The sequence below is a fragment of the Labilithrix luteola genome, assembly GCF_001263205.1.
Classification (GTDB): Bacteria; Myxococcota_A; Polyangia; order Polyangiales; family Polyangiaceae; genus Labilithrix; species Labilithrix luteola.
Genome location: NZ_CP012333.1, coordinates 631216 through 650400, shown reverse-complemented (window position 1 = coordinate 650400; position 19185 = coordinate 631216). Strand labels below are relative to the sequence as shown.

The following is a 19185-nucleotide window of genomic DNA, read 5'->3' as shown; positions in this document are numbered from 1 at the left end:
CTTCCCTGGCCGCGCAGGCGTTTCGACGACGTGAGAAGTGGCCCGTGCCGTCGAGCCCGGCTCACTCGGTGAACCACCAGTGAAACGAGGTAAACGCGCTGTCGGAGGTCACCTCGAGTTCGCTCTTACCGTCGTCGAAGGTGTTCGCCGGGACGTCGAAGGACACCTCGGTCCACCCGCCTGGCTCGACCTTCACGCGCGCGATGGACTTTCCGGCGTGCTGGATGTCCAGCACGGCGTTCGACGAGACTTCGACGCGACCGATGCCGTGGAGCGCGCGTCCTGGCGGGGCGTGGACCTCGAAGCGCTCACGCGTGCGGTTGCTACGGCCGCCGTCGATGACCACGCTGCCATCGGGCGCGTTGCCTTCGGTCGCGACCTGCTCACCGTCGTGTGCACCGAGGAGCGCGTAATTGTGCTCCTGTTCGCTCTCCAGATCGGCCACGTCGATGGCATCGAGGATCGTGCCGGCCTTGCTCCATGGCTTCTCGCCCGTGCCGAGCAGACCCAAGCGTGCCTCGTAGACGCGCATGGTCTGGCCGCCGAGGATCGACGAGTCGGTGACCGTGGCCTCGTGCAGCGATCGCCCGAGCACCGCATCACAGGCCATCCATTCCGGATAGACGACGAAGTGCGTCGGCAAAGACGCCGGTGAGCTTTTCTGCAGACGCTCGTAGTGCTCGAGCCGCGAGCCTGCTCCGGCGACCCAGTAGCGGCCCTCGCTCGCGGTCGTGAGTCCGACGACGTCGAACGTCTTGCGGTTGCCGAAGTACGCGATTGCGCCCGTGTCGTTCACACCGACGCGCACGTCCTTCGGTAGATGCTTGTCGACCCAGCGACCCAGCTCGACCTGCTGGCGATCGATGCCGCTCGCCGATTGGGCGACGTCCTCGATGACCCAGTCGAGGCGCACCGCGAGCATTCCTGCGAAGCCGCCCGCGACGAGGGCGGTGGTGGCGGCGCCCGCATGTCGATCGACCCGGGCCACGAGCTCACCGGCCACCCGCGCGAGGCACGCGAGTCCCACGAACCAGCCCGTGGCGAAGGGCCAGAGATAGCGGAGGCGATTCCACAAGAACGTGACGTACGTGCACGGCACGAACATCGTGAGCGCCAGCACGATCACCACGAAGGCGCGGAACCCGTTCTTCGTCGTCGAGCCACGCCACGCGATGGCCACGAGCCCGGCGCACGCGAATGCCGCGCCGCCTTTCGGCAAGAACTCGCTCGACCAGATCTCACCGTTCAGGAGCGTCGTGACGAGGGTGCGCGCGTTGGAGAGCGAAGCGTCGGCGACAGCGTAATACGGATTGCCGGCGAGCAGCTTCACCTGCGCGGTGCTGGACGTCGTGTGTCCCGTGAGTACGAGTAGGAGCAGGTTCGGGACGAGCGCCGCGAGAGGGAAGGCGAGCGCCTCCGCTCGGCTCGTGAGTCCGGGGCGTCGCGGTGCGAGCGCCACGGCCAGACCGAGGACCAGAGACGTCACCGCGCCTTCCGGGCGGGCGAGGGGAGCGGCGACGGCGAGTGCCACGAGCCAGGCGAGCGAGCGACCCGTTCGGCTCTCCGGATCTTCGACCCAGTCGGCCCCTCGGCGGCTCGCATGCGCGATCACCCAGGCGAAGGGCACGACCTCCATGCCGCTCGCCGCGCACCAGGCGAAGCCGCCGAAGGCGAGGGTCATGGCTCCGGCGCCGAGCCCAGCCGTGCGCCCGGCGAGGGGCCGCGCGAGCCGATACGCCTCGTACGCCAGTGCGCCCAGCGCCACGTAAGAGAGTACCCACGCGGGCCAGAGCAAGGCCTCGCCGTGCCATCCGAACAGGTACGGGACGGCGAGGACCGCCGGCCAGAGGAAGCTCGTGGCGCCCGTCGAAATCGGCTCGCCGGCCTGGAACCGGAACGGGTGCCCTTCGGCGATGGCTCGGGCGTACTGGAAATGGATGTACGCGTCGTCGAGCGTCGCCCCGGGTGCCCGAGCTTGGCGATCACCGCAAGAATCGAGGCACGCGCGAGCAGCGCGGTCACCACCACGAGGGGGAGGAAAGGCAGATACCGACGGACGCGCTCGCGCGACACCACGCGGCCGGAACCGTAACAGACCTTGACCGGCCGCGCGCACACGTCTATCCGCCGAGCGTGTCCGTTGCCCCGCCCGCCCCCGCTAGCGCCACGCGCATCGTCGAGAACGCCGAGAACGCCGAGAGCGTCCTGAACGGCGGGAACGCAGGCTCGCCGCCGAAGAAGCGTCGTCCGGGACCGTACGAGAACGCGCCGCGCTTGCCGCTCGCCTCCGAGATGGAGCGGGTCGACCTGCGCACGGTCGTGACGGGCGCCTGGACGGAGCTCGAAGTGGGGCCAGGCCCCAAGGCTGGCTTTCTCGTCGAGCGCGCAGAGGCAGCTCCCGAGGCGGCGCTTCTCGGTCTCGAGATCCGCAAGAAGTGGGCGGCCGTCGGCGACGCGCGTCTCGCCAAGCTCGGTCACGCCGCGCGTGCTCGTGTGCTCTGCGAAGACGCGCGGCTCGCCTTGCCGCGCCTCGGCCCCGACGGCTCCGTGAAGCGCGCCTTCCTCCACTTCCCCGATCCGTGGTGGAAGAAGCGCCACACGAAGCGCCTCGTCATGGGCGACGTGTTCCTCAACGAGGTCTCGCGCCTTCTCGAACCTGGCGGCGAGCTCTATGTCCAGACCGACGTGGAAGAGCGTGCAGAGCTCTATGCCGGCGTCGTCTCCCAGCATCCAGCTTTCGAACCCGCGGGAGACGAAGCGGGCTCGCCTCGTCTCGCCGACAATCCGTACCAAGCCCGCAGCCCCCGCGAGCATCGCGCGATTGCGGACGGTCTCCCCGTCTACCGTTTCCGCTGGACCAAGCGCCGCTAGCCTCAGGCTATCCGATCGAGTGCACCGAGCTTTTGCTGCGATGCCGGCACGAGTTCGATGGGTGACGCGTCTGGCTTCGATGGAGGCGCGACGGCGTCCGGCCTGAACATCCGCTCTTCGAGCGCTTCACGCAGAGAGGCGACGGCCTCGGTACGCGTGATGCCTTCGCCGATGGCATCGGCCTCGAGGCACTCGGCAGTCCAACCACTGACTTCGCGGATGAGGAGGTACGTGAATTTCATGCGGGCTTCGCCTTTCTATTCGTGGATGGGCTGCTTCGGATCGGTGCCTTCGTGGATCGGTTGCGGAGGCACCGGTCGGTGAATCGGATGAGACTTCGGGTCGGGGTTCACGCCCGGACGCGGATGCGGCTGCTGTTGGGGCTGCGGCGCATTCGGGATGGGCGCAGGCCCGATGTTCGGCGTCCCTGGCGTGGGATGAGCCGGCGTCGGGGCCGTGGGCGCAGGGACCCGAGGTTGCGAAGCGTTGCTCGCCATGTCCGAGCGGCCTGCACACATGATGCCGGCAACTCTCGGTACCAGGTGTGTCAGAGTGCAACATCGACGAAAGCCGTGAGCGCGCGGCTCGCGATGCGCTTCCCGTCACACCCTGAATCGTCTGGCTCGGCCGTGGTTCAGCTCGGCGCTGGTGGCGGCGAATGCGGCACGTCGTACGGCATGCTCCTCGCAGCGCTCACCTCTCGAAGGGAGTGTTGCCATGCTCTATTGGACGGCCGTTTTCTTCGTCATCGCTCTCGTCGCCGCCGTGCTCGGATTCAGCGGAGTCGCCGCGAGTGCAGCAGGAATCGCGAAGATTTTGTTCTTCGTGTTCCTCGTCCTGGGGGCGCTGTCGTTGATCTTCGGCCGCCGTGTACCGGCATGAGCTGACGGAGACGACGACGCATGCAGCTCTGCGCGGTCATCACCAAGGACGATCTCGCCGGGGTGATCCGTGAGATCACCCCGCTCGACGTGGAGGTCAGTCGCCGACCACGGCGCATGATCTCCTTGGGACGGCCAGGACGCGTCGAGCTCGTGCCCAGCGCAGGGCTGCGGGTCGCAGGTGATGCAAAACTCCGCTGGGAGGTAGCGGGACTTTCGATCCCGATCACCGTCAGGGCCTGGCAAATTTTGCTCAGGCCCTCCGTGGTTTTGCGTGATGGCGTGTACGTGCTCGCCTTCGATCCGGTCCTCGAAAATCTCGAGCTGAAACACGTGCCCGGCTTCCTCGACGAGCGCGTCGCGCCGACCTTGAACGAGGCCCTCACCTCGCAGCGCAAGAAGCTGGTGTGGAACTTCACGAAGACGCTCTCGATGCATCGGCCGCTCTCGGACAAGCTCTCGCCGAAGGTGAAGCTGGACGTCGCGCCGACGGGCGGTGAGGTGAACGTCACCTCATCGGCGCTCGAGCTGACGCTCCACTTCGACGGCCACGTCAACCCTCGCGACGCGGCTGCTGCGCGCGGTCCGACGTCGTCTCCGTCTCCGTCGCCTTCTCCTTCGCCTCGGGTGGGGTGATGTCGAGTAGCCCCGGATTCAAACAAAGGACGCTCGTGAGCGTCGCGCCCATGAAGATGATCTGGCTCGAGACGTAGATCCAGAAAGCCAGCGCGAGGACGCCTCCCGCGACGCCGTACGCCGAATATCCCGGCAGTCGCGCGAAGTAGAGCGCGAACAGTGTCTTGACGATGGTGAGGATGGTCGTCGTCAGCACGGCACCGCCAATGACCTCGGCGAACGGTGGACGTGAGCGCGGTAGGAAGTGGAACGCGCATGCGAGGACGCCGGAAATCAAGGCGAGCGACACGGCTTGCTCCATCGTGCGGAGGATCGCCGGCGTTGCCATGACGGGGGCTTGCTGGGCAAGCACGCCGAGCACGGAGCTCATGAACAGCGACACGAGCATCGTGAGGCCGATGCCGCCGACGAGGGCGAAGGCCGAGAGGCGTTCTTCGACCAACGCGCGCGCGGTACCGACGACGCCGTGGCCCCTCCTCGGTGGGAACCCCCAGATAAAATTGAGCGTCACGTCGAGTTCCACCATCGCGCCGCTTGCGCTGAAGAGGAGCGCGCCGGCGCCGATGACAGCCGACGTCCCGCGGACGGAGTGGCTCTGCTGCATCGCCGAGAGCGTTTGATCGAGCACGGCTCGCACGGGCGTGCCTTCGTCGGCCAGGGCGTCGAGCAATCGTATGCGAGCCGGCTCATCGCTGCCGATGACGAAGCCAATCACCGTGACGGTGAGAAGAAGCAGCGGAAAGATCGAAAACGTCGCGTAGTAGGCGAAGGCGGCACCTCGCCGAAAACCTTCGAGCTCGGTCCAGCGCTCCGCGGTCGCGACGAGCACACGAAACAGGCCGCGAGCGCGGAGCCGGAGCCGCTCGATCATCGTCGCGGTGCGCCGCCAGGAATCTGCCCGCGCTTAGCCTTTTCTTCGGCCTCGCGTAGCGCTTTGCCCTCGGGGCCTTCGAGAGCTTCCTCGGCCTCCTTGGCGAGCTCCTCCGATTTTCCCTCGCGCATCGACTGCTCGAGTCCTTGACGGTAGCGGCGCGTGGCGTCGTAGTTCCCTTCGCCGCTCTGGTCGCCCTGATTGACCTGAATGACGTTTGGCTTCGCTTTGTCCGTCATGGCGCGTTTCTCCGATGGTTAAGGTGGGCGCGTCCGCGCCGCAACAGGGTTGTCGAGCGTGCAAGGTGCACGCCTGCCTCAGCGCACTCGGTCGAGCCGTCGTCTCGGTTCGGAAACTGCTTCGCTCGTCCGTCGTGTCGCGCTTCCGCGTCATGACCTACAACGTCCACCGTTGCATCGGGACGGACGGCAAGGACTCGATCGCGTCGATTCTTCGCCTATGCACCGACGCCGAGGCCGATCTCATCGCGCTTCAGGAGCTCGATGCTCCGGAGACCGACGAAGACGAGGGTATCCACCACGCTCGAGACCTCGCGTCTCGACTTGGTATGCAGTTGCTGTTTTGTCGCACGTTCCGGCGAGGCGTCGGCTACTACGGCCACGCTCTCTTGAGCCGCTACCCCATCGAGCTCAAGAAGGTGACGACGTTTCCTTCGCCTCACGAGGCGGCTGAGCCGCGCGGCGCGATATGGGCACGCGTCACGCGCGAACACGGCAGGGTCGACGTGCTCAGCACGCATCTCGGAGTGCATCGTCGCGAGCGGGCGATGCAGTCGCTCGAGCTCGTCTCGAACTTGTGGCTGGGCAATCCGGATTTCGACAATCCGTGCGTCCTCTGCGGGGATCTCAACGCGGTTCCGAACGCGACGACCTACCGTCGGATTGCTGCGCACCTCCGAGATGCGCAGCGTTCGCTTCCCGGGCATCGGCCGCGCGCGACGTTTCCGAGCCGCCTACCGGTCTTGCGACTGGACCACGTCTTCGTATCACCGGACGTGCGCGTGCGAGCCATTCGCGTGCCCTACAACGGTCTCTCGCGCCGCGCGTCCGATCACTTGCCGCTCGTCGTCGACGTCGATCTCAATCCGTGACTTCGCCTTCGCCTTCTTCGGCGCCTTCTGCGAGCCGAAGCTGGAGGTTGTCGACGAAGTCACGCGACAGACGCTTCAGCTCGCCTCCGAACACGTCGCTGACGATCGCGCCGACGGTCGAGAACACGAGAAAGCGCGTCAGGCGCGAGCCGAGCAGCACGCCGATCCCCACGCCGAGAGCGCACGCGGCGACCGGGACCATGTAGGGCTTGTCGCGGAACGTCGTCTCCGCCTGGTCGCGAACGCTCTCGACGAAGTCGCGCACGTTCTCTGCGCGATCGCGAAGGACGTGGCTCACATCCTCGCGGCGACGAACGCGTACTCGTTTCGTTCCCTTGCCGTTGCCGTGCAGGTGGTTCATGTCGACTCTCCTTGGGAAGCAGCCTGAGCACAGCAAGCTGCGTTCCCACGCCCGTACGGGCCTCGTACGCGTGCTCCTGGGCGCGACGGCGAGACTCGAAGTGCCGCTCCCGCGTGGCGCAAGGCTACGAGGGGCCTCGCTGGCCCACGGTTACGGTTCTCGGCGAGTGCTCTCGGACGTGCATGGACTACGCGCATTTCGGTCAGCGCGGCTGCGACGCGCCTTCTTGGACGATGATCTCGACGCGGCGGTTCAGGGCGCGTCCTTCGGGCGTATCGTTTCCGGCCACGGGCGAGGTGTTGCCGCGTCCCTCCGCGCGGATGCGATTCGCTTCGACTCCTTGCGACACGAGGTATTCACGCACCGATTCGGCGCGTGCCTTCGAAAGCTCGAGGTTGCGCTCGTCGGTGCCTGTGTTGTCGGTGAATCCCTCGACCACGATCGGGTGACCCGGCATCTGCGAAAGCGTGCGGGCGACGGGCTTCAGGCGATCTTGCGCAGCGGACGAGAGGCTCGATTGGTTCATCGCGAAGAGGTCGGCGCCGGCGAGGTTGATGACCATGCCTCGTTCGTCTTGTTTCACCGACGCGATGCCGAGATTGTCGAGCGCCGTCTTCGCGCGCAGACCGCGTGCGCGTTCGGCGTCTTTTTCTTCCTGGAGGTTGGGTTGTTGAGCTTCGCTCTTGGCACGCAGCTCGGCCGAGGCCTCGTTGCCGGCGGTGCGCTCACCCTGGAGCTGCTGGATGGTGACGGCCGCTTGTTGGGCCTCGCGTTCCGCGATCGCCGCTTGTGCTTCGACCTCTGCGCGCTGGGATTTGCGGAGCGCGATGTAGGCCATGTCCCGCGTCTCGGGGGCGCCCGGTTCTTGCTGCTGCCGCTGTTCGGCGGTGTCGAGCGCCTTGCGTGCTTCGAAGAGACCCGCCGTGTTCACCTGCGCGGCGGCTCCGTTGGCGGCCTGCGCATAGGCCGCTTTGGCCTCGGCAAGCTCGGGTGGCGGCGCAACGGCTTTCGACGACGCGCAGCCAACGGCCGTGACGAGTGCGAGTGTGATGACGGAACCCGTGAAGCGGATCATGTTGTCTCTCCTTCGAGCGCCTGCCTTGCCGAAGGACCTCGTCACGGTCCCGGACCGAGCTCACGTGAGCGTTGGGTCTCGTCCAGACGCTTGATCTGGACCTCCGCATCCTGCGCCTCGCGCTTGTTCTTCGCCTCGCGCGTGAGGGCGATCGAGAGATTGGCGTCGGCCTCGGCCCTTGCGAGCAACCACGCGGCCTTCTCGTTCTGGCCTTGACCCATGAGCCTCTTCGCATGGGCAAGCTGTTCTTCGGCAGCTTCGAGGTGAAGCGTTGCCGTTGGCTCCTGCTCTGCGCCGAGCTCCCGCGCCGAACGCACGGCGTCCTCCGACGAGTTCACGCGCCCCGTCGGTGGAGCCGTCGACGCGCACGCCGCGAGCGCGAGGGCGCCAAACCAAATGACGAGTGTCGAGGTCTTCATGGGCTGTGACCTCCGCGAACGGACCCCCCGCCGCAGTGCACCGCTCATGCCGCAGCCCTCACGTTCGCGCTGTCGCGAACGCTCTCGCTCGTGCGACTTCAGGCCGTTTCAGAAGGCAATCTGTATGTGGAGCCCGAGCCCGAGCCAACCGTTGGCGGGGCCGTCGCTATTGCCAGTGATGAGGTGGTATTGAGCGTGCACGCCGATGTCGATGATCGGCAGCACGGTCAAGTCGAGCGCGAGGCCCCCGTCGACGGCCGCCGCAGAGCGTGAAGGTGCATTGTTGTTCTTCACGTGCCCGTAGCCGAAATGACCGAACAGGACCGCACGGACGAGGGCGCCGACCGCCAAGCGCCCGCCCACGACGGCGTCCCACATCTTCGGCGCGAGATCGCCGCCAAGTGAGTAGTAGCCGGCGGCGACCTCGGGAGTGATCGTGAGCAAGACCGCATCGAGCTCGTAGCCGAAGCGGAGCGCGCCGCCGCCGCCGGTTGACACTCGATTGGGCGTCAGTGGTACGGCGACTTCGCCGTCGAGCCCGAGCTTGGGCTTCGCATGGGCAGACGTGCTGGAGAACGTCGCGGCGACAGCGAGGGCACTCCCAACCAAGACGCAGGCGAGGGGATGACGAGCCACGACGCTCGCGGTTGCAAGCGGCACACCACGAGCGTTCGGCGTGCTCGAGCTCGCGTCCCGAAGGGTGCGGCGGGCTCGTGGCGGATCGCCCCGTCGACGCATCCGCGCGCAGGTGGGCCTTGGCCAATTGCATGACGTGCGGCGCGTACTCTCGCGGCATGTTCCTCGCACCGCGTCATACAAGGTCGCGCCGAGCATCGACTGGCGGACACTTGGGAGACAGCAATGGATCGCAACAAGACTGCCGATCCCGAACTGCCCATCATCGATTTGAACGACATCCTCCCGACGGCGCGACCTCGTGTCGTGGCGCCGTCGACCGATGCTTCGGCGGCGAAAGAGTGCTCGCCGGGCATGCCCGTGGCGGGAGATGTCATCGGCGGAAAGTACCGCGTCGATGGCGTGGTGGGACGTGGCGGCATGAGTGTCGTGTATCGAGCGACGCATCTCGAGCTCGATCAAGAAGTCGCGCTGAAGGTCCTCTCGGCCGCGGCGCTGGTCCTGCCGGAGTATGTCGTGCGGTTGAAAAGAGAGGCGCGCGCGGCCTCACGCATTCGGAGCGAGCACGTCGTTCGCGTCCGCGACGTCGGCGAGCTTCCTGGAACCCGCGTGCCCTATCTCGTGATGGAGCACCTCTCGGGTGCCGATCTCGCTGCGGTGCTCGTGCGCTGCGGGACGGTTTCGGTAGCTCTCGCTGCAGAGTGTGTTCTGCAGGCATGTGATGCGCTCGCCGAGGCCCATGCACTCGGCATCGTTCATCGCGACCTGAAGCCGGCCAATCTGTTTCTCACGAGAAGTGTCGACGACGCTCCCTGCATCAAGGTGCTCGACTTCGGCATCTCGCGAATGACGCGTCGCGAAGGTCTCTCGCCGTTGACCGATCCGGGGACGGTTCTGGGAACTCCGAGCTACATGGCGCCCGAGCAGATGGAGGCGTCCGATCGGGTCGACGCGCGTTCCGACATCTGGGCGCTCGGCACGATCCTCTACGAGCTCCTCGTCGGTCATCCGCCGTACGCAGGCGAGTCGCTTCCGCAGATTTTCATGAAGATCATGCGCTCGCGTCCGCCGCGTCCGTCTGCGGTCCGGAGCGAGGTCCCGCCGGCGCTCGACGCCGTCGTGGCGAAGTGCCTGGCAATCGACCCGAAGGACCGTTTCCAATCGGTGGCGGACCTCGCGTGGGCGCTTTCCTCCTTTGGTGGGAGTCGTTCGCGTGAGCGCGCCGAGCGAATCTCGCGCGTGCTCGATCGTCGTCGAATCGAAACGCCGGTCACGCTCGCATCGGCAACCGTGAGGCGACCGGGGAGCAAGCGTCGACGACGAGAGCGTGGCTTCGAGTCTCGCGGTCGGGGGATCCTCGTCACGAGCGCCATCGGCATACTGCTCCTTGCAGCAGGTGTGACGCTCGGAGGAATCGTCGCTTCCCGTGTCGTCGATCGACCCTCGCTCGTGGAGAGTGCGGCGAGTGAGCTTCGCGTCGCGCAGGGGGCCGTCGAACAAGAAGAGGCGATCTCGATCGCTCCGAGTCATCGACGCGCGCTGTCGAACGACGAGGCGTCGCTCACGACGCCGCACGGACGCGGCCCGCTCGTCGCACCGGCGGCGTCTCCGCGAAGACGTTCGCCCGCCACGGTCGATGCCGGATCTGCCACAGGCTCACCCGCGACGGGGATCTTCGCCACGCCTCGAAAGGAGTCGCTCGCGGCGATGCCAGAGTAGATCTGACGTCGGCTCCCGCGTAGCCATCGGACGAAAGTCTCGTTTGAACGCGGCGCGGCATGAAACTGGGTGCACTGCGTCGAGGCAGGGGCGACTCTTCGGAGTGGCTCGTCTGCCTCGTGGCACGCGTATCGCTCTTCGTCGCCGCGAAGCATGCTGAGCCCTCACGAGATCGAGCAGCGTGCGAGGGACCGTTTCGGTGAGCGTGCGATGTCGGCGCTCGTGCTCCTCGCAGACGTCAGTGCGGTTCTCGGGTCGACGCTCGACGTCGACGAAGCGATCGATGGTCTTCGCACCCTCCTCCTCAACCGAGGAGCAGAGGCGTGCAGTGTCGACCTCATCGCACAACGCGACCTACGTTACTGGTCGATGCTCGCACCGGGACCGGATCTCTCGGTGCCCCTGCGCGGTCTTTTCGATCGCGTCATCGCAACCGGCGAGTCGGTCGTCTTGTCCGGCGAAGATTCGGGAACGGGCCTCGTCGAGATGGCCGCGACGCTCGATCCCTTCGCGACTCTCCTCCGGGAACGAAACCTCGTCGTCGTTCCAGTCGTAGCGCGGTGCACCACGATCGGGACGCTCGCGGTTCTCGTTCGCGTGCCCGTCGCAGGCGACGTCTCGATGTTCGAAGAGCTTGGACGTCGGGTCGGCGCCGCGATTCGGACCTGTCAGCTCTATCGCGAAGCTGCGATGTCGATTGGTCGGCGCGACGAGGCACTCGCCTCGTTCGCACACGACCTGCGCGGACCACTGAGCGTGGTGGCGACCGTGCTGCGCGACCTCGTGGCGACTCCGCTCGACGACGGCGACCCCTCTTCACGTGCGCTCCAGGCTGCTCGAAGGGCGACCGAGCGAATGAGCGACCTCGTTCGTGATCTTCTCGACCTCGCGCACGTTCGCAGCGACGGCTCCTCGCTGCACGTCGAGTCGTGGGACCCACGCGAGCTCATCGACGAAACCGTCTCCACGTACGAGCCCTTGGCTCGCAAGCGGCGCATCGCGCTGCTCCGCGCCATCCCTTCGGATCTCCCCAACGTCCATTGCGACCGTGACCGGATCCTTCGCGTGCTCGCCAACCTGGTGGGCAACAGCTTGAAGTTCACGCGCGCGGGCAAGCACATCACACTCTCGGCCGACGTCGTGTCGGGCGCCATCGCCCTTCGCGTGATGGATGCCGGCGTCGGCATTTCTCCTTCGGAGCTCCCGCACGTCTTCGAGCGCTTCCGATCCGGTCACGAGGAAGACGGAAGCACCGGACTCGGACTGGCCATCGCCAAGGCCTTCGTCGAAGCGCACGGCGGACGGATCTGGATCGAGAGCGAGCTCGGGAAGGGAACCAGCGTGACCTTCACGCTTCCACGAGCGGACGGCATCCCCTCGGAGAAGCCCTCCGGTGTCCACGTCGTTCATCGGACGCGGTGAGTCTTCGTCGTGCTCGCCGGAGAGGAGCAACAACTGGCGCTTCGCCAATCGACCGAGAGGCTTGCCGGTCGCCACGCGGGCTCTTTGTGGCGCGGCGACGAGGTCAGGGAGGAGGTAGAAGCACTGGCCGGTCGCGAATAGCGAGACCAAGAGGCCCGCAGGTCGCCACAACGTGAGCGGCGTGTTCTTCGTCGCGCTCCAGCGCGACGCGCCGGAGGCGACGCGCCGCGTGCAGCCGGGGGTAGGGTCGCAAATAGCGAAACCAAGAGGCCAGCAGGTCGCCACAACGTGAGCGGCGTGTTCTTCGTCGCGCTCCAGCGCGACGCGCCGGAGGCGACGCGCCGCGTGCACCCGGGGGGAGGCTCAAAACCGGAGGTTTTGAGGGGGGCAAAGCCCCCTACTAGAGATTGAATTTGTGGCGGGCGGTGCCGTCGGCGACGACGCTGACCGTTGCGGTCTGTGTTTTTCCGTCGGCCGTCGTGCACGTGATTTTGTGAGGACCGGCGGCGAGCTCGACGCCAGCGACGGGCGTCGCTCCGCTGGGGGTGCCGTCGATCGACACGTTGCACCAACCGCCCGACGCACCGACGTTCAGCTTGCCTTTGCCAGCCGCGGCCGCCGGTTGAGGGGCAGGCGGGGCGATGGGGCGCACGACGGTGCCGTGGCGAGGGTCGGCGGCCTTCTCGAGGCTCACGTCGAGGTGCGTGGTCTCGAAAGGGGAGCCGCTGAATGTGATCGTATGATCCGCGTAGCCCGGAGCGCTCACGGAGAGCTTGTGGGCAACGCCGGACGTAATTCCTTCGATGCGTGGCCCCGGCACAGGCTTGCCGTCGATCGCGAACGACGCGCCCTGCAGGGCGGCCTCCGGCAGGACCTTCACGTCGACGACCGCGGAGCCCTTTTTCAGCGTGAGGCGAACGTTGCCCGCCGCGCCGTCTTTCAGAGCGAGCTGTTGCTTGGCCTGCTCGAAGCCGTCCATCGTGAGCTTCACGTCGAGCGGCACGCCGGTGGGAAGCTGCGCGATCGTGGCGGGCGTGACCTCGGGGCGGAGATCGCCGTTCAGCCAGATGGACGCGCCCGGCGGATCGCTTTCGATCGTGACCGCGCCCTTCATCACCGTCGCCGCAGTGCCCTGCGCGGGCCTCGCGTCGTCGGTGCTGGCGTCTTTCTTCTTCACCAGCAAGTAGCCCGCACCACCCGACACGGCGGCGAGGGCGGTGAACGCTGCGATGGCGGCGGCGAGCGTTCCCTTGCGCGGGCGAGCCGCAGGAAGGTCGGTGACGGTGCGGGCCGCCGCCGGCATGCTGAGCGTGCTCGCGGCGCGTGAGAGGCCGCTCGCGTCGACGTCGTCCGGCGGCGACGACAGCGCGTGCTGCATCTCGATGATGTCCGCGAGCTGCTTGCCCTGTAGCAACGCTTCCTTCTGCAGAGCGAGCTTCTCTTCGAAGAGGCCCTGCATGAACTGGTTGAGCGCGATGGTGGAGACGGCGATCTGGTGGCGACGGACGAACGCTTCGATGTCCGCCTGCATCTCGCGCGCGCTCTGGTAGCGCTCGTCCTTGTCCTTCGCGAGCGCCTTCATGACGATGGGCTCGAGATCGGCGGGATAGTCTTCGCGAACGTCGGTGGGGCGCGGGTAGTCGCGCTCGCAGATGAGTCGAAGCGTCTCGTACTCGCTCTGCCCCTTGAAGAGGCGCTTGCCCGTCGTGAGCTCGAAGAGCATGACGCCGGTGGCGAACACGTCGCTGCGCGCGTCGACAGGCTCGCCCCGCGCCTGCTCGGGCGACATGTACGGGACCTTGCCTTTGAGCTTGCCGCTCTTCGTGTTCTCGCCTGACCGGTTGTCGCTCTTGGCGATTCCGAAGTCGACGATCTTCACGTCGCCCGTGAACGTGACGACGACGTTCTGCGGGGAGATGTCGCGGTGGACGATGTTGAGCGGGCTGCCGTCGAAGTCGCGGCGCTCGTGGGCGTAGGCGAGGCCCGAGCACATGCCGAGGACGATCGCGAGCGCGTGTTCGATGGGGAACTCGAACACGTTCTTCTTCTTCATCTGCCGAACGATCGAGCGCAGGTCCTCCCCGTGGACGTGCTCCATCGCGATGAAGTACTGACCGTCGGCCTGACCGACGTCGAAGATCTGGACGATGTTCGGATGCGAGAGCGTCGCCGCGATGCGTGCCTCGTGCAGAAGCATGTCGATGAACGCGCGGTCCTGGTTCATCGACGGCAGGATGCGCTTGATGACGAGCAGCTTCTCGAAGCCCGCGACGCTCTTCTGGATGGCGAGGAAGAGTTCCGCCATCCCGCCCATCGCCAGTTTGCGAATGAGCGTGTACTTGCCGAAGCGATACGGGAGACCCGCCATGCTCGGATCGGCATTCGGATGGGCAATCGCCATGTGGCGCTCGGATCCGGGTACACCGCGCGCACCGTGCACATCGCTACCGACGCCGTTCGGCGGCAGAATCGGGTGCGACGGAGGCGCCTGGGACATCGCGAAAAAGCTAGTCTGCTGCTTGGTTACGGTCAATCCGCCGACGTCCCGGAGACGCAGTCTCAACGCGCCCGCTCCGGACCCAGGCCCGGGCCACCATCGACCCACTTCGTGAAGTTTTGTTGCGTTGAGCCCCTCGGCCGCCTCGGCCGCCATGCACCTGCGCTCGATTGCCCGGGTGCACGTGCGCGAAACGCCCGATGGTAAGATGGTGTATTCGTTGCATTCCTAGAGCGATGCGAACGGCGCTTACCACCCTCGCGACGTGTCTCCTCGCGGCGGCGGCCGCGACGGCGTCGCCCACGAGCGCCTGGGCTGCCGGGGTCACGAAGGGCCCCTGGGTGCAGCGGGTCACGGCGTCGACCGCGGAGATTCGCGTGGAGGTCCAACCGGCCCAGCCGGTCAAGGTCGAGCTCGAGATGCCTACGCATCGCGTCGTCGAGAGCACTGCTTCATCGCTCCACGTCATTCCCCTCGACGGACTCGAGCCCGGGAGCCGGTACGCCGCCAAGCTTCGCGTCGGGGACGTCGAACGGCCTTTCGCCTTCACGACCGCTCCGCGCGACGACGCTTCCGCATCGTTCCGTTTCATCGTGTACGGCGACAACCGGACGGACGACGCAGGGCATGCGGCGGTCGTCGCTGCCATCGCTCGCCATCCGACGGATCTCCTCGTCCACTCGGGGGACTTCGTCGAGAACGGCGCGTCGAAGGAACAATGGCAGGGATTCTTCGACGTCGAAGCACCGCTCCTTCGTGATCGATGCCTTCTTTCCGCTGTGGGCAATCACGAGCTTACCGATGGCGCGGGGACCGAGTGGGTGCGCTACTTCGGTCCGGCGAAGCCGGCCACGGTCGACGAGCTCGCGTCGACACACCGTTGGGGCAGCGCGCGCTTCTTCATGATCAACGGCATGGTGAACTACGGGCCGGGGCGTGCGCGCTCCTGGCTCGAGAATGCGCTGAAAGAAGCCGACTCCGAGCCCGGTCTCGTCTGGCGCATCGTCGTCGTGCATCACAGCCCTTGGTCGAGTGGGCCGCACGGAAACAACGCGCGCCTGCTCGATGCCAAGATCCCTGCGCTCCTTCGCGCCCACAAAGTCGACCTCATCGTGGCGGGGCACGATCACATCTACGAGCGCGGCTTCGCGGACGGCCTTGCTTACGTGATCTCGGGCGGCGGCGGCGCCCCGCTCTATCGGATCCGCTCGCGTTCGCCGTCGGCGCGCCGCGCCGAATCGGTGCACCATTTCGTCGAAGTGGAAGCGACGCCGAGCGCGCTGCGTCTATCTGCCGAGCGCGTCGACGGCTCGACGATCGAGCGATGCGGACTCGTGAAGGAGTCGAACGGCGCGACGTGGGATTGCGATGGTGAGCGCCTCGAGCCGGCCTCGTCGAAGCGACCGGAGTCCGACAAGGCGCGCGAACCCACGGGGACCCAGAGCGCTCCGGCCCCTCCGGCCACCGAGAAGTCGGCGCCGTCCACGTCGCGCTGTGGATGTCGAGTCGTCGGCGATTCCGCGTCGCACGAGCCGCTCGCACTCGTCGGCGGCGGCCTGGGCATCGCGCTCCTCTTCTGTCGTCGGCGGCGGACGAGGCATGCGATACTCCGCGCATGCGCCTCGCGCCCGCCTCGCTCCTGATTCGTGGTTCGTTCGCGCTCGCGCTCGCGTGCGCGGTCACGCTGCCGGCGTGCGCGACGTATCGCGATCAGCTCGCGCGAAGCCAAGTGGCCTTCGAGCAGAACGATCACGAGCGTGCCCTTGCGCTGCTCCGCAATATGGAGATCGATCTCACGCGGCTGACGCCGTCCGAGCGTGCGCACTACGCCTATCTGCGGGGAATGACCGACTACCGGATGGGCTATCGCGTCGACGCCCGACACTGGCTGGCACTCGCCAAGGCTTACGAGGAAGCTTCGCCCGGTGTGCTCCCTGCCGATTGGCGGGCACGCACGAGCGAAGCTCTCGAGGAGATGAATGGGATCGTGCAGGAGGGCGGGCTCAAAGCTCTCGCGGCCTCACAGCGGCCGGGCGAGGCGAGCGACACCGCGCGTCCGTCGAACTAGAGCGAGCGAGAACGCTGCGACTCAGCTTCTGCGAAGGGTGACGAGGCGATCTTTCACCTTCAATCGTACCTTCTTCAGCTCTGTGGCGAGTCGCTGCTCGGAAGGTGTGGGGCGCGGCCGGTGCTCGAGCTTCTTGATCCGGTGCTCCACTTCGCGAGCCTGCGTTTCGAGATCTCGCTCACTGAGACGATCCAGGTTCATGAGGCCTCCTTCGAACGATGGCGGCGACAGACGGACGACGTTTGCGATTCGCGCGAACGCACGCTCTCTGCGAGCGCTCGTCGTTCGTGGTTCGACGTTTTGGCGTTTCTCTGCTTCCTCGTGAAACTTCGCCTGCGTCCATCTCGTGTCCGCCACGAAGCGGCTACGTGTTAGCACCCGGTCTCATTCCCGCCAGACTCCGCCACCTTCAAATTCGTCATGGCAGGCCTATTTTTCCGACCGATTGTGCGAAGCACGACCACGTGTGCACCCATGTCTGACGCGACCCGAAACGGCACCGTTCAACTCAGGAACTCGACGTCGCTCGCGGCGTCTAACCTGCCAGTCATGCAATCTCGCGCGCTTGTCTTGCTCGCCTCGGTCGGGCTTGCGCTTTCCGTTCTCGCTGGATGTGGAGGTGGATCCCAGGCCACGACCCCAGCACCGAAGACGGTGGCTGCCTCGAACGTGATCCTCGGAACACGCGCGGAGGGGACCGCGAAGGAGCTCATCGCCAAGGGTGAGGCCGCGCTGCTCGCGCAAAAGTGGCAGGAGGCCGTCGACGCGTTCGAAGCGGTGCTCGCGGGCGACGCCGAAGCCGCGAACAATCCCGGGCTGCTCTACGATCTCGCCGTCGCTTACGAGGGGCTTGGCGACCGCGAGAAAGCGCGCGCGCGTTTCCGCGAAATCGTGCGTCGATTCCCGAACGACCCGAATGCACGCAACGCCCTCGCGCGCGAGGTCTCGCTCGATGCGTACCTCGAGGATTGGGCGGCACTCGGCGAGGCAGGCGAGATGATCCTCGCTCGACCGAATCTCGAACCTGCGGACCGCATGCTCGGCCTCGGCGCGCGCGGGCTCTCGCGCGTGCAGGCGAAAGACGAGAACGGTGGCTCGCACGACATCCAGGACGGACTCGATCTCGTCGACGAGTATCGGTACGGCGCCACGGGCCAGCTGCCCGTCGCTGCGGCCATGCTGAAGTACGCGCACGGCGAGCTCCGCAAGCTCCGTTCGGAGAAGATCTCGCTCGATCCTCCGGGCACGGACTTCGTGCTCAAGCTCGAAGCGCGATGTGCGGGCTTGCTCGACGCGCAGAATGCGTACGCGGATGCGATTCGTTCGATCGATCCGCTGTGGGCAGCGATGAGCGGCTATCGCGTCGGTGAGATGTATCGGCAGCTGCATCAGGAGTTGATGCGGCTGCCTGCGCCGGTCACGGCCAAGACCGAGAGCGACAAGCAACTCTTCTACGCGATCATGCACGTCCGCTACCGCGCGCTGCTCGACAAGGGCATCGAGATGATGAAGCGCACGTTGGGGCTAGGGGAGCGCACCGGCGCTGCGTCGGCCTGGATGGCGCGCGCCAAGGAAGCGAAAGACGAGATGGAGAATGCGCTCGAGGACGAGAAGGCGCAACTCGCAAAGCTCCCCTACACGGAAGCAGAGGTCGAGAAGGCGCTCGACATCCTGAAAAAGAAGGCTCAGGACCAGCAGGCGCGCGCGGCGGCCAAAACGAAGTGAGGAGAATTTTCTCTCGTAGGCGCGTGCGCGGCAAAAGGTGTGCTATGGCGGCACCGCGCGTCATGACGATCCCACTGCTCGCGGCAGTCGCGGCAGGGGCTCGTGATGGGGTGCAAAGAAAAGCCTGAACTTTCTGGCTCTTCTCTTGCTTGCGCGAAGGCTCAACGTGAGCTAATCTCCGCGCCCCTGTCCCTCCAGGGAAGAATCTCTCGGGCTTGGTTGTCTTGAAGGCCCGGAGACGCTTTTCAGGTGGTTCAGGCTGTTCTCTCGCTATGTCGCTGGCGTAGCTCAATCGGTAGAGCACCTGTTTTGTAAACAGGCGGTTAGGGGTTCAAGTCCCCTCGCTAGCTCAGCCTTGGGCCTCGCTTTGTGACTCGCCTCTCCGGCTCGCGTGCGAACTTCTTCGTGTCCGTTCTTTTCTTGGTTTCTTCTCGGTTCACGTTTCGCTAACAGGTGGCGCGCACTTCGTTGAAGTGTACGCGGCACCGGATGGCAGCCGCGTGAGCGAGCGCTCGTAGTTTCTGATCTTTGCAAATTTATGCTGTTGTCACGGAGGGTTGCCCGAGTGGCCAAAGGGAGCAGACTGTAAATCTGCCGGCTATGCCTTCGTTGGTTCGAATCCAACACCCTCCACCCTCAACAGCATCGTTACCAGCAGCCGTAAGCGTTCTTAGTCTCGCGGGAATAGCTCAGTTGGTAGAGCGTCAGCCTTCCAAGCTGAATGTCGCCGGTTCGAACCCGGTTTCCCGCTCAGGGCAGGTTCGCCTGCTCCCGGTTGCCCACCTAGCTCAGTGGTAGAGCACTTCCTTGGTAAGGAAGAGGTCACGGGTTCAAGCCCCGTGGTGGGCTCAAAAGCCGGCCCGAAATCCCCTCCCGTAGCTCTCTGAAAGCGC

Annotated in this window: 20 protein-coding genes and 4 tRNA genes; 13 read left to right on the top strand and 11 right to left on the bottom strand. The window is 66.0% G+C overall.

What is annotated here, in order from left to right:
* Window positions 1-61 precede the first annotated feature (61 nt).
* Window positions 62-2116, bottom strand: a complete 2055-nt coding sequence (locus AKJ09_RS03050; RefSeq protein ID WP_146645673.1) for a hypothetical protein — start codon at window positions 2114-2116, stop codon at window positions 62-64.
* Between the two features lie 17 nt (window positions 2117-2133).
* On the opposite strand from AKJ09_RS03050, the gene trmB reads away from it, so the two are divergent.
* The gene (gene trmB / locus AKJ09_RS03045; protein ID WP_240488376.1) at window positions 2134-2871 is read left to right on the top strand and encodes a tRNA (guanine(46)-N(7))-methyltransferase TrmB; all 738 of its coding nucleotides are present in this window, start codon (window positions 2134-2136) and stop codon (window positions 2869-2871) included.
* A gap of 2 nt (window positions 2872-2873) precedes the next feature.
* Here trmB and AKJ09_RS03040 read toward each other — a convergent pair whose 3' ends face one another.
* Both AKJ09_RS03040 and AKJ09_RS03035 read right to left on the bottom strand, forming a co-directional pair.
* Window positions 2874-3113 carry a hypothetical protein gene (locus AKJ09_RS03040; protein WP_146645672.1) on the bottom strand — a complete coding sequence of 80 codons (240 nt, stop codon included), beginning with the start codon at window positions 3111-3113 and terminating at the stop codon, window positions 2874-2876.
* A 15-nt stretch (window positions 3114-3128) separates the two neighbouring features.
* On the bottom strand, window positions 3129-3368 hold the full coding sequence (locus AKJ09_RS03035) for a hypothetical protein (RefSeq protein ID WP_146645671.1): 240 nt from the start codon (window positions 3366-3368) through the stop codon (window positions 3129-3131).
* A gap of 220 nt (window positions 3369-3588) precedes the next feature.
* On the opposite strand from AKJ09_RS03035, the gene AKJ09_RS03030 reads away from it, so the two are divergent.
* A complete protein-coding gene (locus tag AKJ09_RS03030; protein ID WP_146645670.1) occupies window positions 3589-3753 on the top strand; it encodes a DUF1328 domain-containing protein in 165 nt (54 codons plus the stop codon).
* Window positions 3754-3773: 20 nt separating this feature from the next.
* A complete protein-coding gene (locus AKJ09_RS03025) occupies window positions 3774-4388 on the top strand; it encodes a hypothetical protein (RefSeq protein WP_146645669.1) in 615 nt (204 codons plus the stop codon).
* Here the strand turns inward: AKJ09_RS03025 and AKJ09_RS03020 are convergent.
* A complete protein-coding gene (locus AKJ09_RS03020) occupies window positions 4306-5259 on the bottom strand; it encodes a YihY/virulence factor BrkB family protein (RefSeq protein ID WP_146645668.1) in 954 nt (317 codons plus the stop codon). The two genes, AKJ09_RS03025 and AKJ09_RS03020, sit on opposite strands and share 83 nt — an antisense overlap.
* Complete coding sequence (locus AKJ09_RS03015) at window positions 5256-5498, bottom strand: hypothetical protein (RefSeq protein ID WP_146645667.1); 243 nt, start codon at window positions 5496-5498, stop codon at window positions 5256-5258. Before AKJ09_RS03015 ends, AKJ09_RS03020 begins: the two co-directional genes overlap by 4 nt.
* A 134-nt stretch (window positions 5499-5632) precedes the next feature.
* Between AKJ09_RS03015 and AKJ09_RS03010 the strand changes: the two genes are divergently transcribed.
* On the top strand, window positions 5633-6370 hold the full coding sequence (locus AKJ09_RS03010; RefSeq protein ID WP_169927207.1) for an endonuclease/exonuclease/phosphatase family protein: 738 nt from the start codon (window positions 5633-5635) through the stop codon (window positions 6368-6370).
* Here the strand turns inward: AKJ09_RS03010 and AKJ09_RS03005 are convergent.
* The 4 genes from AKJ09_RS03005 to AKJ09_RS02990 all read right to left on the bottom strand — a co-directional run bounded on the left by AKJ09_RS03005 (window position 6360) and on the right by AKJ09_RS02990 (window position 8861).
* Complete coding sequence (locus AKJ09_RS03005) at window positions 6360-6731, bottom strand: hypothetical protein (protein ID WP_146645665.1); 372 nt, start codon at window positions 6729-6731, stop codon at window positions 6360-6362. The genes AKJ09_RS03010 and AKJ09_RS03005 overlap by 11 nt on opposite strands.
* Window positions 6732-6933: 202 nt before the next feature.
* Window positions 6934-7806: an OmpA family protein gene (locus AKJ09_RS03000; protein ID WP_146645664.1), complete on the bottom strand. Its 873-nt coding sequence runs from the start codon at window positions 7804-7806 to the stop codon at window positions 6934-6936.
* Window positions 7807-7847: 41 nt separating this feature from the next.
* Window positions 7848-8225, bottom strand: a complete 378-nt coding sequence (locus AKJ09_RS02995) for a DUF4398 domain-containing protein (protein ID WP_169927206.1) — start codon at window positions 8223-8225, stop codon at window positions 7848-7850.
* 108 nt (window positions 8226-8333) lie between these two features.
* Complete coding sequence (locus AKJ09_RS02990) at window positions 8334-8861, bottom strand: hypothetical protein (RefSeq protein ID WP_146645662.1); 528 nt, start codon at window positions 8859-8861, stop codon at window positions 8334-8336.
* Window positions 8862-9086: 225 nt separating this feature from the next.
* Here AKJ09_RS02990 and AKJ09_RS02985 point away from each other — a divergent pair, with 225 nt between their 5' ends.
* Together AKJ09_RS02985 and AKJ09_RS02980 are read left to right on the top strand one after the other, a co-directional pair.
* The gene (locus tag AKJ09_RS02985) at window positions 9087-10580 is read left to right on the top strand and encodes a serine/threonine-protein kinase (RefSeq protein ID WP_146645661.1); all 1494 of its coding nucleotides are present in this window, start codon (window positions 9087-9089) and stop codon (window positions 10578-10580) included.
* A 210-nt stretch (window positions 10581-10790) separates the two neighbouring features.
* Window positions 10791-12002: a sensor histidine kinase gene (locus AKJ09_RS02980; RefSeq protein WP_205633580.1), complete on the top strand. Its 1212-nt coding sequence runs from the start codon at window positions 10791-10793 to the stop codon at window positions 12000-12002.
* A 400-nt stretch (window positions 12003-12402) separates the two neighbouring features.
* Here AKJ09_RS02980 and AKJ09_RS02975 read toward each other — a convergent pair whose 3' ends face one another.
* Window positions 12403-14499 (bottom strand): serine/threonine protein kinase, encoded by a 2097-nt coding sequence (locus AKJ09_RS02975; protein WP_169927205.1) that lies wholly within the window; start codon window positions 14497-14499, stop codon window positions 12403-12405.
* A 236-nt stretch (window positions 14500-14735) separates the two neighbouring features.
* Between AKJ09_RS02975 and AKJ09_RS02970 the strand changes: the two genes are divergently transcribed.
* Together AKJ09_RS02970 and AKJ09_RS02965 are read left to right on the top strand one after the other, a co-directional pair.
* Window positions 14736-16142, top strand: a complete 1407-nt coding sequence (locus tag AKJ09_RS02970; RefSeq protein WP_169927204.1) for a metallophosphoesterase — start codon at window positions 14736-14738, stop codon at window positions 16140-16142.
* Window positions 16115-16567: a hypothetical protein gene (locus tag AKJ09_RS02965; protein ID WP_146645657.1), complete on the top strand. Its 453-nt coding sequence runs from the start codon at window positions 16115-16117 to the stop codon at window positions 16565-16567. The genes AKJ09_RS02970 and AKJ09_RS02965 overlap by 28 nt, the downstream gene beginning before the upstream one ends.
* Window positions 16568-16588: 21 nt before the next feature.
* On the opposite strand, the gene AKJ09_RS02960 is transcribed toward AKJ09_RS02965, so the two are convergent.
* Window positions 16589-16768, bottom strand: coding sequence for a DUF465 domain-containing protein (locus tag AKJ09_RS02960; RefSeq protein WP_146645656.1), 180 nt, complete (start codon window positions 16766-16768; stop codon window positions 16589-16591).
* Between the two features lie 348 nt (window positions 16769-17116).
* Between AKJ09_RS02960 and AKJ09_RS02955 the strand changes: the two genes are divergently transcribed.
* The 5 genes from AKJ09_RS02955 to AKJ09_RS02935 all read left to right on the top strand — a co-directional run bounded on the left by AKJ09_RS02955 (window position 17117) and on the right by AKJ09_RS02935 (window position 19141).
* Complete coding sequence (locus AKJ09_RS02955; protein ID WP_169927203.1) at window positions 17117-18292, top strand: tetratricopeptide repeat protein; 1176 nt, start codon at window positions 17117-17119, stop codon at window positions 18290-18292.
* 277 nt (window positions 18293-18569) lie between these two features.
* Window positions 18570-18642 (top strand) — tRNA-Thr (locus AKJ09_RS02950).
* Between the two features lie 201 nt (window positions 18643-18843).
* Window positions 18844-18925 (top strand) — tRNA-Tyr (locus tag AKJ09_RS02945).
* Window positions 18926-18970: 45 nt separating this feature from the next.
* A tRNA-Gly gene (locus tag AKJ09_RS02940) sits at window positions 18971-19043 on the top strand.
* Window positions 19044-19069: 26 nt separating this feature from the next.
* A tRNA-Thr gene (locus AKJ09_RS02935) sits at window positions 19070-19141 on the top strand.
* Window positions 19142-19185: the final 44 nt, after the last annotated feature.

Excerpts from the sequence above, each read along its gene's own strand:
- AKJ09_RS03040 (WP_146645672.1), bottom strand. The coding sequence starts at position 3,113 with ATGAAATTCACGTACCTCCTCATCCGCGAAGTCAGTGGTTGGACTGCC.
- AKJ09_RS03035 (WP_146645671.1), bottom strand. The coding sequence starts at position 3,368 with ATGGCGAGCAACGCTTCGCAACCTCGGGTCCCTGCGCCCACGGCCCCG.
- AKJ09_RS03030 (WP_146645670.1), top strand. The coding sequence starts at position 3,589 with ATGCTCTATTGGACGGCCGTTTTCTTCGTCATCGCTCTCGTCGCCGCC.
- AKJ09_RS03025 (WP_146645669.1), top strand. The coding sequence starts at position 3,774 with ATGCAGCTCTGCGCGGTCATCACCAAGGACGATCTCGCCGGGGTGATC.
- AKJ09_RS03020 (WP_146645668.1), bottom strand. The coding sequence starts at position 5,259 with ATGATCGAGCGGCTCCGGCTCCGCGCTCGCGGCCTGTTTCGTGTGCTC.
- AKJ09_RS03015 (WP_146645667.1), bottom strand. The coding sequence starts at position 5,498 with ATGACGGACAAAGCGAAGCCAAACGTCATTCAGGTCAATCAGGGCGAC.
- AKJ09_RS03005 (WP_146645665.1), bottom strand. The coding sequence starts at position 6,731 with ATGAACCACCTGCACGGCAACGGCAAGGGAACGAAACGAGTACGCGTT.
- AKJ09_RS03000 (WP_146645664.1), bottom strand. The coding sequence starts at position 7,806 with ATGATCCGCTTCACGGGTTCCGTCATCACACTCGCACTCGTCACGGCC.
- AKJ09_RS02995 (WP_169927206.1), bottom strand. The coding sequence starts at position 8,225 with ATGAAGACCTCGACACTCGTCATTTGGTTTGGCGCCCTCGCGCTCGCG.
- AKJ09_RS02985 (WP_146645661.1), top strand. The coding sequence starts at position 9,087 with ATGGATCGCAACAAGACTGCCGATCCCGAACTGCCCATCATCGATTTG.
- AKJ09_RS02980 (WP_205633580.1), top strand. The coding sequence starts at position 10,791 with ATGTCGGCGCTCGTGCTCCTCGCAGACGTCAGTGCGGTTCTCGGGTCG.
- AKJ09_RS02975 (WP_169927205.1), bottom strand. The coding sequence starts at position 14,499 with ATGTCCCAGGCGCCTCCGTCGCACCCGATTCTGCCGCCGAACGGCGTC.
- AKJ09_RS02970 (WP_169927204.1), top strand. The coding sequence starts at position 14,736 with ATGCGAACGGCGCTTACCACCCTCGCGACGTGTCTCCTCGCGGCGGCG.
- AKJ09_RS02965 (WP_146645657.1), top strand. The coding sequence starts at position 16,115 with ATGCGCCTCGCGCCCGCCTCGCTCCTGATTCGTGGTTCGTTCGCGCTC.
- AKJ09_RS02960 (WP_146645656.1), bottom strand. The coding sequence starts at position 16,768 with ATGAACCTGGATCGTCTCAGTGAGCGAGATCTCGAAACGCAGGCTCGC.
- AKJ09_RS02955 (WP_169927203.1), top strand. The coding sequence starts at position 17,117 with ATGCAATCTCGCGCGCTTGTCTTGCTCGCCTCGGTCGGGCTTGCGCTT.